The organism is Marinobacter daepoensis DSM 16072 (genome assembly GCF_000421165.1).
In the GTDB taxonomy this organism is placed as follows: domain Bacteria; phylum Pseudomonadota; class Gammaproteobacteria; order Pseudomonadales; family Oleiphilaceae; genus Marinobacter; species Marinobacter daepoensis.
Genome location: NZ_ATWI01000009.1, coordinates 323,437 through 337,785, shown reverse-complemented (window position 1 = coordinate 337,785; position 14,349 = coordinate 323,437). Strand labels below are relative to the sequence as shown.

Sequence of the window (14,349 nt, the reverse complement as noted above, 5' to 3'; positions counted from 1 at the left end):
GCCCGTTGCGTGAAGAAAAGACTGCCCTCTCTTTTGACTGCTGTTTTCCTGGCCGTTGCGTTACCGGTTAAGGCTGACGCCTGGGAAATGAACGAGCAGGGTGAACTGCGAACGGAAGTGACGACCTACGTTCGGTCCGTTGAGGATTCCCCCATCAAACAGTTTCGGGGCGTGGTGGAAACCCCGCATTCCGCGCTTACCGCGTTGGCGGTTATTGACGACATTTCTCTGTGTTCCCGCTGGATCTATAACTGTCAGCAGGCCAAATACCACTATACCGAGGATGGCGAACGCCGGTTGTGGATGATGTTCGATGGCGTCTGGCCGGCGGCAGACCGGGACGTTGTGATGCAATCGGAGTTTGTTCAGCAGGAACCCGGCGGCCCGGTCAGAGTGGTTTCGATTGGGGAGCCATCTGCGGCGCCAGAGCAGGGTGGTTATGTGCGCATCCCCATGCTGAACAATAGCTTTTATGTGGAGCCCCTGGAAGACGGATGGACACGGGTGACGTTTACCACTCATATGAATCCTGGTGGGCTGGTGCCGGCCTGGATCGCCAATATGGTAGCGACCGACGCGCCCATGCGCACCCTGGAGGGGCTCAAAAAAATGATGGAGCTGTCGCCGTATCGTGATTACTCGGCCCAGACCCCGCCGCCGGAACTGCTCGGAAAGCACGCTCTCAGTTTCTGAGGAGAGTGCCGGGCAGTCAGGGTTGCCTGAGCTCAGCCGTCAGTCGTTCCATCATCTCGCCTCCGTGCCGCCAGAAATGCCAGTAAAGCGGGACATCCAGTTGGTGGCCCGGCGCGATGCTGGCAAGGCGCCCGGCCGTTATATCTGGTCGGGCCTGAATTTCCGGGATCATGCCATACCCCATTCCCGCCAAAGCAAGTTTGACAAAACCTTCGGATGACGGGCAAAGATGGTGGGGGAATTTACCATGGTAGCCGACCTGTGCCAGAAACCGATGCTGGAGCTGGTCGTTTGGGCCAAAAATGATCGCTGGGGCTCTCTCAAGCCGGGTATCTGTCAGGCCACCTGGGAAATGGTGGTGAATGTAATCCGGCGTTGCCAACGGAAGGTACGTCATGACACCCAGAGGTACACAGCGCCCACCAGAAACGGGCTGAGGGGAGCTGCATAGGCAGGCCGCGACATCGCCCTCCCGCATCCGGCGAAGGCCGATATCCTGATCCTCGATAACGAGGTCCAGCAACAGATTTTCCCTGGCGCAAAAGCGACCGACCCTGCCTGCCCACCAGGTTGCGAGGCTATCGGCGTTGACGGCGATCCTAAGACGCGCCGCAGGCTCCGATAGCGAGGGGATGGCGCTGCCCAGATCCCGTTCAAGCAGACGGACCTGCTGGACGTGGTTCAGCAAACGCTGGCCTGCGGGCGTGGCTCTGGGCATTGGGCTGCGCACCAGCACCGGCTGGCCCAGGCGGATCTCCAGAGTCCTGATGCGTTGAGAGACCGCCGACTGGCTGATATCAAGCACTTCGCCTGCTTTTTCAAATCCGCCGCAATCAACCACCGCAGCAAGAGCCTCAAGAAGTTTGTAGTCCAGCATAAGCAAAACTTATCAGGCATTAACAGAATGAATTTTAAGTATAACGCTAAAGCATTACTCTTGCGCCATGTGAAACAGGGAGCCCGCTTGTGCTTGAAAGTTATCTCACCGGATTGATTGTCTGTGGTGGCATCATTGTGGCCATTGGCGCCCAGAATGCCTATGTATTGAGCCAGGCGATTCGGCAGGAACACCATTGGTGGTCTGCGGGGTTGTGTATGACCTCGGATGTGCTGCTGTTTTCACTGGGTATGTTTGGCGTGAGTGCTGCCTTGATGGCGATGCCTGAGGCCCTGAACGCGTTGCGTTGGCTGGGGGTGCTTTTTCTGGGTTGGCTGGCCATTCAGGCGTTCTATCGCGTCATCATCGGGCGCGCTGCTCTCAAAGCGGGGGAAGGGCGTTCGGCCACTTTAAAAGGGGTCGTGCTGACCACGCTCGCCGTCACTCTTCTTAACCCCCAGGTGTACCTGGACACTCTGTTGCTGATTCCCGCCGTTGGCGCACAACAAGCCGACAGCGCAACGTTCCTGGCTGGTGCAAGCAGTGCTTCGATTCTGTGGTTTGGGGGCCTGGCCTGGGCGGGGTCCCGGTTAGCGCCCTGGTTGGCAACACCCACGGCCTGGAGGGTGATTGATGGTGTGATTGGCTTGATGATGTCTGCGATTGCCCTGCAACTGGCGATCGGGGGGCTTTGAGTTCGGGCGATGCCTGAGGTTTTGAATGTAAAGGTTGCGCAAAAGAATGACCGGTGGCTTTTTATTTGGCTACCGCTTATCTATGGTGCCGGCTGATCTGGATTCCTGGAGACCTGCACCATGGCCCCTGTTGCCTCAAAACGCCGTGAATGGCTGAAACCACTGTTGGTTCTGTTTGTTTTCTGTGTGGTGGGGGCAACCGGCTGGTGGTTTGTGCGCGATGGCCATGCCGAGACCTTATCGCTGGAGACCTTCACGGTCAGCCGGGGCGATATCCTGAAACTGGTGACCGCGACTGGCGTGCTGGAGCCAAGCAACTATGTTGATGTGGGGGCTCAGGTCTCCGGGCAGTTGGAGCGGATTCACGTTCGGGTGGGGCAGTCTGTGGCTGAAGGGGAGCTGCTGGCGGAAATCGACCCAACGGTTTATATGGCGAAAGTGGATGCGACCCGCGCCCAACTGAAGAACCAACAGGCCCAACTGGAGGACCGGAAGGCCCAGCTGAAGCTGGCAGATATTCAGTTCCGGCGCCAGCAAAACCTGTGGCAAGAGGATGCCACTACCCGTGAGGCTCTGCAGGTGGCCGAGGCCACCCGGGCGTCCGCCAGGGCTCAGCTGGCCATGCTGGAAGCCCAGATTGAACAGACGTCGTCCACCTTACGTGCGGAAGAAGCCAACCTTGGATACGCCCGCATCCATGCTCCGATGGATGGCACCGTGGTTTCCATCGAAGCCCGCCAGGGGCAAACCCTTAACGCCACCCAGACCGCGCCTTTGTTGATGCGCATTGCCAACCTGAACACCATGCGGGTTCGGGCTCAGGTGTCGGAAGCCGATGTCACCAACCTCTTGCCTGGAATGCCTGTCTATTTCACGACGCTGGGCGATTCGGACCACAAGCTCTTTGGCGAGCTACAATACATTGAGCCCACACCGGAAGTAACGAACAATGTCGTGCTCTATAACGCGTTGTTTACTGTTGAAAACACCGAACGCCGGCTTTTGCCACAAATGACAGCGCAGGTGTTCTTCGTACAGGAGGAAGCCCGGGGAGTCTTGCGATTGCCGGCCAGTGCGGTGACGGGCGAGCAGGTTCAGGTTCAGGTGCTCGGTGATGGGGGGCAGCCTGAGCCCCGCATCATTGAAACTGGTGTTACCAACCGTGTTCATGTGGAAGTACGAGCCGGGCTGAGTGAAGGGGAGCGAGTGGTGTCGGGCAGCCGGGATCCGCGTGCCGGACAAGGACAGGGGCGCTCTTCGTTTCGGGGCATGTTGCGATGACGTCGCGCCCGCTGATTGAACTGAAGGGCATTACCCGGTCTTTCGGTGAAGGCGAGCTGACGGTACCTGTTCTGAAGGGCATAGACCTGAGGATCTGGCCGGGAGAATTCGTCGCCATTATGGGGCCGTCCGGCTCTGGAAAATCGACCCTGATGAACATTCTCGGCTGTCTGGATATGGCCAGTTCAGGCCAGTACTGGTTTGATGGGGCAGAAGTGTCGGGCCTCGACAGGGATCAGCTTGCGCTGATGCGTCGGGAAGCTTTTGGTTTCGTCTTTCAGAGCTACCACCTGTTACCAGGATTGACGGCCCGGGAGAACGTTGAGATTCCAGCCGTCTATGCAGGGATGCCGCCGGAAAAACGCCGCGAAAAGGGCAAACGCCTTCTGCAAGATCTCGGCCTGGAAGAACGTTTTAATCATAAACCTTCGGAGCTCTCCGGAGGGCAGCAGCAACGAGTTTCCATCGCCCGGGCCCTGATGAATGGCGGCCAACTGATCTTTGCGGATGAACCGACCGGTGCGCTGGACAGCAAAAGCAGTCAGGAAGTCATTCGTCTGTTGACGGAGCTTTCAGAGAATGGCCATACCGTGGTCCTTATTACTCACGACGCCGATGTGGCGAAGGTGGCCCGCCGCCAGATCCGGATAGCCGATGGTGAAATTGTCGCCGACAGTGGCGAAAGCCAGCATCCTGAACAACCGGCATTCCACCAGCGTGACCGGAAGAGCGCTCGCCTGAGTGACTGGCACGAAGGCCTGAAAAGTGCGTTGCGGGCATTGAAAAGTAACGTGTTCCGAACCGCTCTGACCCTTTTGGGGATCGTCATTGGTGTGGCGTCGGTGATCACCATGCTGGCCATCGGGGAGGGGGCGCGGAAGGACGTAGTGGACCGGATCAGCACCATGGGCAGCGATCTTCTGTTGGTGCGCCCGGGAGGGCCGGATCAGCGGGGCGGGCGCTGGAGTGTGACGACGTTGGTGCCCGGGGATTTTAAGTCAATCAATGAGATACCGGGGGTTCTTGCGGCAATACCTGAACTCACCGGTGGCCAGACGCTGCGTTATTTTAACCGCGATCACGCCGCGGAGATCAATGCCACGTCGTACCAGTTTCCGGTTGCCCGGCAATGGCCAGTGGCCGAAGGCACGTTTTTCAGCGCTGCCGATGAGGATGGGTATGCTGCCGTTGCTGTGCTGGGGAAGACCACAGCTGAGACTCTTTTTCCCGATGACAGCCCGCTAGGGAAACACCTGATGGTTAACAATGTGTTGCTTCAGGTGGTCGGCGTGATGGACGAAAAGGGCGCTTCGCCCATGGGGCAGGATCAGGATGACGTCGTTTTTGTGCCCTATACCACCGGCAGTCTCAGAATATTCGGGCAAACCCACCTTCGAAATATCACGGTGGCGGTGGCGGATGTCGATCGAATGACAGAGATAGAGGCGATCATCCACGATACCCTGATGGCCCGCCACGGGCTTGAAGACTTCACCATACGAAACATGGCCTCGCTGATCGATACCATTTCGGAGACCCAGAACACACTGACCTGGTTACTGGGGTCCATCGCCGCCATTTCGTTGCTGGTTGGAGGCATCGGGGTCATGAATATTATGCTGGTCAGCGTTACAGAGCGCACCCGCGAAATCGGTATCCGCATGGCCACCGGCGCGCGGGCCTGGAATATTCTGCAACAGTTTCTGACGGAAGCCTGGCTTGTCTCTGCGCTTGGGGGTGTGATTGGTGTCGTCATCGGGGTGGCGGCGACTCAGGTGATCGGTGTGATTGGAACACCCATTCATGTAACGGCTATGCCGGTGGTTCTAGCGTTCGGTTGCGCCTTTGCCACAGGCCTGCTATTCGGATTCCTGCCGGCCCGCAAGGCTGCGCACCTGGACCCTGTTCATGCCCTGGCATCGGAGTAACAGCATGCATCTTCGCTCTCTTACATTGTTGTCCATTCTGTTGTTATCAGGGTGCGCGAGCTTTGAGCCACAACCTATTGAATATGAAATGGAAATGCCGGGTAGCTGGGCGATTGAAAGCGGGGCGGCTCAATCAGTGGGCACGCGCTGGTGGGAAGGGTTTCACGATCCGAGACTGAACCAGTTGGTTGACCGTGCGTTGGCCAATAATCCGACCCTCGCGGTGACGGCACAGTCCATCCGGCAGGCGGATTTGCAGTTAAAAAACGCCGGCGCAGCACTTTTGCCGTCGATAGAGGCCTCGGGTAATACCGGGAAGCAGACGAGCAAGGCCCCCGGGATGGAGCGACAGAGCGGTGGGTCGTCCAGTCTCGGGCTGTCTGTCAGTTACGAGCTGGATTTCTGGGGGCGCTTGACGGCAGCGGAGGCCAGTGCGCTGGCAACGTTCAAGGCGACCGAGCGGGATTATGATGTGGCCAGAATGACCTTGGCGGCCTCGGTCGCCAGCACCTGGCTTGAGTGGCAGGAATTACGGCAGCGCGCCGATATCGCCCGGAAAAATCTGGCGCTGGGGGAAAGAACGCTTACGCTTGTTGATGCCAGGTATCGAAACGGGGTGGCGGACCGTTCCGAGCTGTCCCGGCAAAAAACTTCGGTACTGAGCCTGCGCAACGCCCTTCCGCCACTGGAATATCAGGCACGTCAAAGGCTGGCCGCGCTGCGTATTCTGACAGGGGACTATCCCTTTACGGATGACCTGCCGGAATCCCGGTTTGGGCAAGTTCAGGTACCGCTGATTGATCCGGGCACGCCAGCCAGCCTTGTGTCGCGCCGCCCGGATCTGGCAGCCAAAGAGCACCGGCTGGCGGCAGCCAGTGCGGATATTGCGCAAGCCAGAGCGGCCTTGTTGCCAGCGGTTTCACTCACCGGTGCGGTTCGCCTGTCTACAGACGCGTTTCTCAGCCTCTCTGATCCGCTCGGGACCGCCAGTGGCTTGCTGGGTTTAAGTCAGACCCTGTTCGATGGGGGGCAGCGGCGTCACTCGGTGGCGCTGAGTGAGTCCCGGCGTATTGCCTTGCTGGAGGAGTATCGGGCAGCCCTGCTGGTGGCCTTCCAGGAAGTGGGCGACGCCCTCGACAGGGGCTCCTTGTACCTTGCCGAGGAGCAGCGCCTGCAAGCCATTCTGGTGCAGGCCAAAGAAACGCTGCAGTTAACCGAGATCCGGTATCGCGAAGGTGCTGATGACCTCCTGGCTTTGCTGGCGAGTCAGCGAGCCGTGTTCGATGCGCGTCAACAGCTCAGTCAGGTTCGCCTGAATCGGCTGATTGCCGCTGTAGACCTGTACAAAGCGCTTGGAGGGGGATGGCAGGCTGGCCTCCCCGAAACGGCTAAGGCGCCGGCTGAGGAAGTTGTCCATCCACAAGGTAGTCGTCCAGGCTAAACTCGAAAACCCGATGGCTCCCATCTGCCTCGGAAAGGCTCATGGAGACCTGGCTGGATGAGGTGACGGCAATCAGTTTCTGATAGGTGCGTGGGGCCGCATCCCGGAATGCTTCCGGGTTGAACAGAGCAACATTCACCCCTTCTACGCCGTTATCTGAAGCCAGTGGCAAGGTATAAAAGCCTGCCTGCCGGGCCCTGGCAGAAAGAAACTGAAAGGCGCCAACGCCCTGAGTTCTCATGTCGGTGCCCATGGCCTGGCTTTCCCGATAACTGAACGGGTCAGAAAGGGTTTGGTGCAGGTCCTGCCAGGTTTCCGAATGCAAACGAAGACCCCGCTCAGTGCAAAACCGGGCGCTGAATACCGTGTGCAAGGTGGTCAGGGGGCGAGAGAACGGCTTTTCCAGGTGGCTGATGAACACAAAACGGTAGAATGCCGTCTCGGCCAGAGCGGTGGGGATGCTCATGGCCCCATAGAACAGGCTCGGCTCAAAACTCCGTCCGTAGCGGGAACCATACTTCAGAGGCGGATACCGGAAAGGGGTGGTGAGCAGGTAGTGACGCTTGCGGGAAGAGGCTGGCATGGCTGGCTTACTGCCTTCCAGAAGCTCTTCCAGGCGGTTTTGTTCCTGCATATTGTCGACGATACGCGCCGTGGCTATGTCTTCCTGACTCTCTACCACACGGAACAGGGTTCCCTGCAGGGGGGCAACGGCTTGGATAATTCTTTCCTGATAATTCAAATGCGCCCCCGCATGGCATCAAGATAATGCACCACTCGCACCAACCCTTCCGTTGTCTGGATCATGTTTCTTGGCGTTGCGGCAAAGTAGTGGTTTGGGGTGTTCAGCCAGTGAATCATGGCTTCCTGCTCGCCGCCCGTCAGGGCATAGACACTTCGGTAGAGTCGTATGAACAGCAGGGCAAGCTCGCCGGATTTGCTGGCGGGATCGATTCCGTCTCGGGTGAGCCCGCTGCGGTTACGGCCAATCACTGCCGCAATCTCCGTCTGAGGCAAGCCGAATGCTTTTGCGGCATTCAGCAGCGCCTTGGACAGCAGTGCCCGGTCGCTGGTCCCCTGCATCATATCAATCGCTTCAGACATGGCTCAGCCTCCCTTGGTGATTTCTCATCATTATAGACATAAATGATGATATTTCACCACGGGCTATCTCGGGTAACCCGTAATATCCCGGATTTTCCGGTACAGCGGCTGAAGCCTGGGGTACATGTCCCGATACACCTCCGAATACAGCCTCTGGTAGAGTGCGGAGTCTGCAGGGTTGGGTTCGAAAACCCTGCCGGTGCGCGTCATGGCGCGCACCGCGGTTTCGAAATCCGGATGCAGCCCCAGCCCGACGGCAGCGTCAATGGCGGCACCAAGTCCTGAGGTTTCATAGGTATGGGGGCGCTCGGCCGGAAGTCCGAAGATATCTGCGGTCAATTGCATGGCGGCGTCGCTTTGAGAACCTCCACCAGCCACCCTCAACCGTTTGATCGCATGGCCACTACGTTTTTCGATGCGCTCTTTGCCTTCCCTCAAGGCATAGGCGAGGCCTTCAAGGATGGCTCGGTAAACGTGGGCCCGGGTGTGGACGTCTCCAAAACCGATGATTGACCCTTTGGCTTCAGGGCCGGGCTGGCGGACGCCCGGGCTCCAGTAAGGCTGCAGCATGAGCCCCATTGAGCCCGGCGGCACGGCATTGACCAGTTCATCGAAGAGTGCTTCGGGCTCGATGCCGTTCTGCTCGGCGAGCCTTTGCTCCCGTAGCCCGAATTCGCGCTTGAACCAGCTGACCATCCAGAAACCGCGATAGATCATGACTTCGGTTGAATAATGCCCGGGCAGTGCAGACGGGTAGGGGGGCATGAAGCGTGTTGGCTCTACGAACCGTGCATTGGTGGTGTTGATGGTTGCTGTGGTGCCATAGCTCATGCATCCGATGTCGGGGCTGAGCCCGCCAGACCCCAGAATTTCGCAGGCTTTGTCCGACGCAGCCGCAATCACCGGCAATCCCGCCGGTAAGCCAAGGTGGGTGGCTGCCTCGGGTAAAAGCGATCCGATCGGCTGCCCCGGAGGCACCAGTTCCGGCAACATCTGGCGCTTGATGGGCATGACCTGCCACTTGAAATCCCGAGGAGGGGCCCATTGCTGACGCTTGTAGTCGAACGGCAGGTAGCCGACCTGGCTGCCTGTGGAATCTCGATACTGGCCGGTCAGCCGGAAATTGAGGTAGCCCGACAGCAGAAGATATTTGTAGGTCCTTGCCCAGATGTCCGGTTGGTTCTGCGCAATCCAGTTAGCCTGGGTTTTCTCCCGGAATCGACTGATTGTGTCTTCCAGCCCCATGATTTTGAAAATCCAGCCCCAAGGGCCTTTAACCGGTCCTTCAACCCGGGCATGGCGCTGGTCCAGCCAGATGATCGCTGGCCGGAGGGGGGTCCCCTGGCGGTCGAGATTGATGACGGTACCACGTTGGGTCGTGGCGGTGACGCCAACTACTTGCTCAGGACGTGCGTCGGTGCTTTGCCAGAGTTGTTGGCAAGCCAGCCCGAGATTATCCCAGAAATAATCGGGGTGCTGTTCGGCCCAGCCTGGCTGGTCGGAAAAATAAGGTTCAATTTCCTGTTTTCCTTTACCAACCAGATTGCCCCGGGTATCAAAGAGCAGTGCCCGGACACTTTGGGTTCCGTTATCAATAGCCAGAATCAGCGGGGTGTCAGGCACCTTGCTCCTCCTTCTGGTGGGGCAATTGATAGGCTTCCTGATACAGGGTGAGGTATCGGTCCTGCTCCTTCAGCCAGCGTTCATCATCCCATCCCAGCAGCGCCTGACACCGGGTACGCAGCGCAGATAGCACACCAGCGCCGCCGTTGGGCAGCACCAGTCCAAGCCTGCTTCGGCGGAGCATCAGGTCGTCGAGGTGCAGAACCTGCTCATGTCGGCATGCCCACTCAAGTTCGGCCCAGAGTGTCCCGGTACCGGCGATCTCCTCAAGCCTTCCTTCCTGAAGCAGATTCTGGCGGTCTGGCCCGTAGTAGCCGCCTAGCCGACGCCAGGTGATAGCCGTAATGTTTTCGGGCTTAGGGGCCGGGGGCGTTGGCCTGAAAACCGGGTGCTCATCGGGGCGGAGCGTAGCTGCGCGGGACTCCGGGAGTGCCATCGCCAGTGCCTGCCGGGCCATTTGGCGGAACGTCGTCAGCTTGCCTCCGGCAATACTGATGAATCCCCGGTCCTGCCGGATGACATGTTCTCGATTCTCTTTGGAGGGGGCCTTGCCCTCGCCGGCAGTCACCACCGGGCGTACACCGGCCCAGGTGGAGAGCACATCCCGGGCCGTCAGGGGAGAGCCGGGGAACAGGCGGCGGGCGATTTGCAGGAGGTAGTCAACCTCGGCCGTGGTGATGGCTGGTTCCCGATTGAGGTCTCCCCGGTGCTCCAGGTCTGTTGTGCCAAGCACCGTGGTTCCCGCCCAGGGGAAGGCGAACACCGGGCGCTTGTCTTCCGGGTGCAGTAACGACACGGCGCAGGTTACCGGCAGGCTCTGCCACGGAATCACCAGGTGACTGCCTCGCAGTGGCCGGATGGACAGTGGATTGTCCGTTCCCGATTGTTTTTGTAACCGATCGGCCCATGCGCCGGTGGCGTTGATGACCTGCCGTGTGTTTACGAGAATTTCTTCAGTGCCAGGCGGGCCTTCGGGAGCCAGTTTCAGCCCACATACCGAGCCCTGCCCATCCCTCTCAACCGATGTTGCGGTGACATAGTTGAGGCAAATGGCACCGTCACGCCGGGCTTCAGTGATCAGTCTTTGGACCAGTCGGGCGTCATCGGTTACTGCGTCTGTAAATCGGCTGGTGGCCTGCAATCCCTCGTCAGTCAGGCCGGGCACCCACTGCTGGGTGTCTGCCGGCGAGTATTTCCGATGTGTGTTGGTGCCAGCCAGGCGGTCGTAAAGGGTCAGTAAAGCCTGAAACAGGCGAGGGCCTGGAAAGTGCCCTTTGAAATGGGGCATCAGAAAGGGCAGGGGTTCGACCAGGCCCGGGGCTTCTTTCATCAGCCGTTCCCGTTCGCGGGCAGCATTCCTGGTCAGGCCAAGGTGCCCGCTGGCCAGATAGCGAAGCCCGCCATGGACCATTTTGGAAGACCGGCTGGAGGTGCCCCAGGCAAAATCTTTTTGTTCAACCAGCAATGTGCGAAGACCGCTTCCGGCGGCCTCCCTGGCCACGCCAGCTCCGGTGATGCCCCCTCCGATGACGACCAGATCGAAACCAAGGCGGCCTGCACGCAGACTCTCAAGCAGGAGATGTCGGTCCATATTCACCTCAATCGAGCAGAGTTTTCGGATTCAGTCGCTGGTCCGGGTCAAAGCTGTCTGTGAGCGACCTGATGGCCCTCATCCCCAACTCACCTTTTTCGACGGGCAAGAACGGAGCATGATCCTTGCCAACGCCGTGTTGGTGGCTGATGGTGCCACGGTTCTGGACGATCAGCTCGGAGGTGGTGTTCTTGAGGTGCTGCCAGCGGCTTAGCGTTTCCTCATAGGTGTCGGCAACCCGGAAGACATAGGTGGTGTAGATGGAGCAGCCCTGACCGTAGAAATGGGACAAATGGGTGAACACGTGGGTGCGTTCGTTCCGGTCTGCGAGCCCTTCACGAAGGTTGGTTTCCATGCTGTTCAGCAGGTTGTCGACGTTATCCCAGTCGGTGGCCGTTTCCAGGGTGTCCACGGCATAGCCCATGTGCCAGAGCGCTTCGCGGAGGTAGGGCATAGTGAACCGCTTTTCGGCCCACTTGGCGCCCAGTTTGGTGCCGGTGTAGACGCCCTGCTGGCTGGCGCAGATCTTCCGGGCTTCCGCCAGGGCGGCTCGACACTGGGATTTGGTGCCGGTCACACCAAAGGTCATCATGCATTTGCCTTCGTCGGCTCCCCGGAAAGCCAGAAAACGCTCCAGAAGGCCGATAAGGCGGGGATGTCCGGCCAGTGCCAGTTGAGTTTCAGTTTCAATGGCGTTGCTCAGACGCAACATGGAAAGCTGAACACGGTTCTGCACCAGCCGGCGGGCCGCAGTCCTGGCATCGTTCCAGTTTGGAAAGAAGACCACGTGGAAGCTTTCCTGTTCCGGTAGCTGGCTGACGCGGGCCTTGACCTCGGTAATCATCCCCAGCCGGCCTTCGGAGCCGAGAATCATTTCCCGGATATCGGGGCCGGCGCTGGACGCAGGGATGGTGGGAAGGTTCAGGGTGCCTTGCAGGGTTTCGATACGACCACCGGCAAACAGTTGTTCAATACGACCGTAACGCAGCGACTGCTGACCGCTGGAGCGCGATGCAACCCAGCCACCTATCGTGGACAGTTCAAAAGACTGGGGGAAATGGCCGAGAGTGTAACCCTGGGCACGCAGCTGGGACTCAACCAACGGGCCGGGTGTACCCGCGCCGAAGGTTGCGACCTGGCTTTCGCGGTCAAGATCAATCATTCGGTTGAGCCTGGCAAGGCTGACGGTCAGTACCGGTTTGCCCTGATCCACCGGGTTAATATGGCCGGCAACGCTGGTTCCGCCGCCGTAGGGGATCAGGTGAACATCCTGCTCTTGGGCGAAGTGCAGCAGTGTGCGCACATCGGTGTTGGTTTTGGGGAAGGCGACGCCGTCCGGGAACTCTCCGATTTCACCGCTGCGCATGGCCAGCCAGTCTGCGAGGCTTTGGCCCCGGGCGTGCCTGACCCGGGTCTCTGGAGTCCGGTCTATCAGATCGTCGACGCTGGCGTCGGCGGGAAGACGGGATTCCGGAACGCTGGCGCAAACCGACGCCAGGGTTGTGTCCTGAAGCGGAGTGGCAGCCCCGATACGCTCCGACAGAAAGCTCTGCCCCTGTTCCGGCAGTTCCAGTGAAAACTGATCGTCACCCCATCCATTCCAGCGTCGCATGTACTGCTCCCTCAATTAATTGAATTGCGGGCATTCTAACCGCACGGGGGGCAGGTCGGATGTCAGAGAGCGACAAGGGGACTGTCATTTACCGCCACCCGGAAATACCCTTTGCGGCGTTTTGCACTGGAGCCGCCGCTAGGGACGCAGCGCTTCGGTCATGCGTTCATTCAGGCTGCGCCAGTGATCCAGCCGGCCAGCATCGCCGATTCTGGGGTTGTCGCCAGACGACCTGTTAAGCCAGAGACCCTGGCCGTTGAAGCTGTAGACCGGCTCCAGGTCTGGTCTTTGGGAGGCGGGTTTGATGTCATTGATCAGGTTGTCCAGGATCAGCGGGTCGGCGCCAGGTGTTTCATACCAGGCGAGGACCATGTGGGCCTGATTCAGCTCAAGCGCCTTAACATAGATGATTCGGAGCTGCTCATCCGGAACCCCCATGGCTCTGAGGGTCAGGTACTTGGCGATGGAAAAATCCTCGCAGTCACCGCCGTTTGTGGTGAGTAGTTCCACTGGTGTGGCCCAGTAGTCTTCTTCGCCCCAATGCTGAATGTCGCTGACAAACTCGACGCGATTAAAGAAGGAATTGACCAGCCGAAGCTGGCGGTCTACCGGTGCGTTGGCTGCCAGAATATGCAGGCGCTGCCAGTTTTCAAGGCGTTGGTGTGCGGCCTCGCCAAACTCACCCCGAACATAGGTCATGAGCCGGTCGCTCAGCTCCAGCGCGCTGACCATTGAGACAGCAAGGAGGAGTGGGAGCAGCAGTGACTTGGGTTGTCTGAGTCGACTTGCCGCTTCCATGGCAGGCCTCAGCTATTGTTCTGAAGCCGCTGGCGCAATTGTTCCAGCCTTTTTCGGATTTCCTCGCGCCGCTGTTGCTGCTCGGCAGGGGGGGCGCTGGTCTGCGAGCCGGATTGCTGAGCTCGGGAGGGTTCGGTTGCCGGTGGTTCCCGGGAGGGTTCGCTATTGCTGGCGAAATCCACGCCGGACCGGTCATCGGTTTCCGGGAAGTATAGGTTTTCGAGCTTTCCGGCCCGTTCAATAATGACCCGGTTGGCGAACACGGTTCTCAGTCTGGCGTTTCCGGGGAGTTCATTTCCCACAAGAAAGGCTTCGGTTTTTCCTTTTTCGTCTTCAATCAATGCACTGCCGGGGAAGTCGCCGTCGGCAGCCAGGACGCCCCGGAGTGACAGTCGCAGGTTGGTTTCAGGCAGGTTTTCGGTATTGGTGTCAGCGGCCTGCTCCAGGGCGCCAGGCGCGCCAAACACCTCAAGATCTGACAATCGGACATCGGGAACCGGCCGCTCCTGGCTGGCCATGATTGTGTCTGAGGGGGGCGTCTGGGACAGGGGGCGATGGGATTCAGTCTGCCAGAACTGGTAACCTTGCCAGCCTGTGAAGCCCAGCATGGCGACGGCTGCGACTACAGCGAGAAACAACGGAGTCCTTTGATCGATGGCAAGCATTGGTCGTCCTGAATGCGGTGTAGGAAATCGTAAAAAGCTCA

Annotated in this window: 13 protein-coding genes; 5 read left to right on the top strand and 8 right to left on the bottom strand. The window is 59.1% G+C overall.

Annotated elements, in window-relative coordinates:
• Nucleotides 1-9: 9 nt before the first annotated feature.
• Nucleotides 10-693, top strand: coding sequence for an START domain-containing protein (locus K325_RS0107020; RefSeq protein ID WP_051146587.1), 684 nt, complete (start codon nucleotides 10-12; stop codon nucleotides 691-693).
• Nucleotides 694-709: 16 nt separating this feature from the next.
• On the opposite strand, the gene K325_RS0107015 is transcribed toward K325_RS0107020, so the two are convergent.
• A complete protein-coding gene (locus tag K325_RS0107015; protein ID WP_029653560.1) occupies nucleotides 710-1,570 on the bottom strand; it encodes a LysR family transcriptional regulator ArgP in 861 nt (286 codons plus the stop codon).
• 89 nt (nucleotides 1,571-1,659) lie between these two features.
• Here K325_RS0107015 and K325_RS0107010 point away from each other — a divergent pair, with 89 nt between their 5' ends.
• From K325_RS0107010 to K325_RS0106995, 4 genes are all read left to right on the top strand, one after another.
• On the top strand, nucleotides 1,660-2,265 hold the full coding sequence (locus K325_RS0107010; RefSeq protein WP_029653559.1) for a LysE/ArgO family amino acid transporter: 606 nt from the start codon (nucleotides 1,660-1,662) through the stop codon (nucleotides 2,263-2,265).
• Between the two features lie 120 nt (nucleotides 2,266-2,385).
• Entirely contained in the window at nucleotides 2,386-3,546 is a 1,161-nt protein-coding gene (locus K325_RS0107005) for an efflux RND transporter periplasmic adaptor subunit (protein WP_029653558.1), read from the top strand.
• Nucleotides 3,543-5,474 (top strand): MacB family efflux pump subunit, encoded by a 1,932-nt coding sequence (locus tag K325_RS0107000; protein WP_029653557.1) that lies wholly within the window; start codon nucleotides 3,543-3,545, stop codon nucleotides 5,472-5,474. Before K325_RS0107005 ends, K325_RS0107000 begins: the two co-directional genes overlap by 4 nt.
• A 4-nt stretch (nucleotides 5,475-5,478) precedes the next feature.
• On the top strand, nucleotides 5,479-6,915 hold the full coding sequence (locus K325_RS0106995; protein ID WP_029653556.1) for an efflux transporter outer membrane subunit: 1,437 nt from the start codon (nucleotides 5,479-5,481) through the stop codon (nucleotides 6,913-6,915).
• Here K325_RS0106995 and K325_RS0106990 read toward each other — a convergent pair.
• The 7 genes from K325_RS0106990 to K325_RS0106960 all read right to left on the bottom strand — a co-directional run bounded on the left by K325_RS0106990 (nucleotide 6,863) and on the right by K325_RS0106960 (nucleotide 14,308).
• The gene (locus K325_RS0106990; RefSeq protein ID WP_029653555.1) at nucleotides 6,863-7,657 is read right to left on the bottom strand and encodes an RES family NAD+ phosphorylase; all 795 of its coding nucleotides are present in this window, start codon (nucleotides 7,655-7,657) and stop codon (nucleotides 6,863-6,865) included. The two genes, K325_RS0106995 and K325_RS0106990, sit on opposite strands and share 53 nt — an antisense overlap.
• Nucleotides 7,654-8,019, bottom strand: a complete 366-nt coding sequence (locus tag K325_RS0106985; RefSeq protein ID WP_029653554.1) for an MbcA/ParS/Xre antitoxin family protein — start codon at nucleotides 8,017-8,019, stop codon at nucleotides 7,654-7,656. The genes K325_RS0106990 and K325_RS0106985 overlap by 4 nt, the downstream gene beginning before the upstream one ends.
• Before the next feature lie 63 nt (nucleotides 8,020-8,082).
• Complete coding sequence (locus tag K325_RS0106980) at nucleotides 8,083-9,642, bottom strand: FGGY-family carbohydrate kinase (protein WP_029653553.1); 1,560 nt, start codon at nucleotides 9,640-9,642, stop codon at nucleotides 8,083-8,085.
• Nucleotides 9,635-11,233 (bottom strand): glycerol-3-phosphate dehydrogenase/oxidase, encoded by a 1,599-nt coding sequence (locus tag K325_RS0106975; RefSeq protein WP_029653552.1) that lies wholly within the window; start codon nucleotides 11,231-11,233, stop codon nucleotides 9,635-9,637. Before K325_RS0106975 ends, K325_RS0106980 begins: the two co-directional genes overlap by 8 nt.
• Nucleotides 11,234-11,240: 7 nt before the next feature.
• The gene (locus K325_RS0106970) at nucleotides 11,241-12,845 is read right to left on the bottom strand and encodes an FAD-binding oxidoreductase (RefSeq protein WP_029653551.1); all 1,605 of its coding nucleotides are present in this window, start codon (nucleotides 12,843-12,845) and stop codon (nucleotides 11,241-11,243) included.
• A 138-nt stretch (nucleotides 12,846-12,983) separates the two neighbouring features.
• Nucleotides 12,984-13,643: a transglutaminase-like cysteine peptidase gene (locus tag K325_RS0106965; protein WP_029653550.1), complete on the bottom strand. Its 660-nt coding sequence runs from the start codon at nucleotides 13,641-13,643 to the stop codon at nucleotides 12,984-12,986.
• Nucleotides 13,644-13,651: 8 nt separating this feature from the next.
• On the bottom strand, nucleotides 13,652-14,308 hold the full coding sequence (locus K325_RS0106960; RefSeq protein WP_029653549.1) for a type II secretion system protein N: 657 nt from the start codon (nucleotides 14,306-14,308) through the stop codon (nucleotides 13,652-13,654).
• Nucleotides 14,309-14,349: the final 41 nt, after the last annotated feature.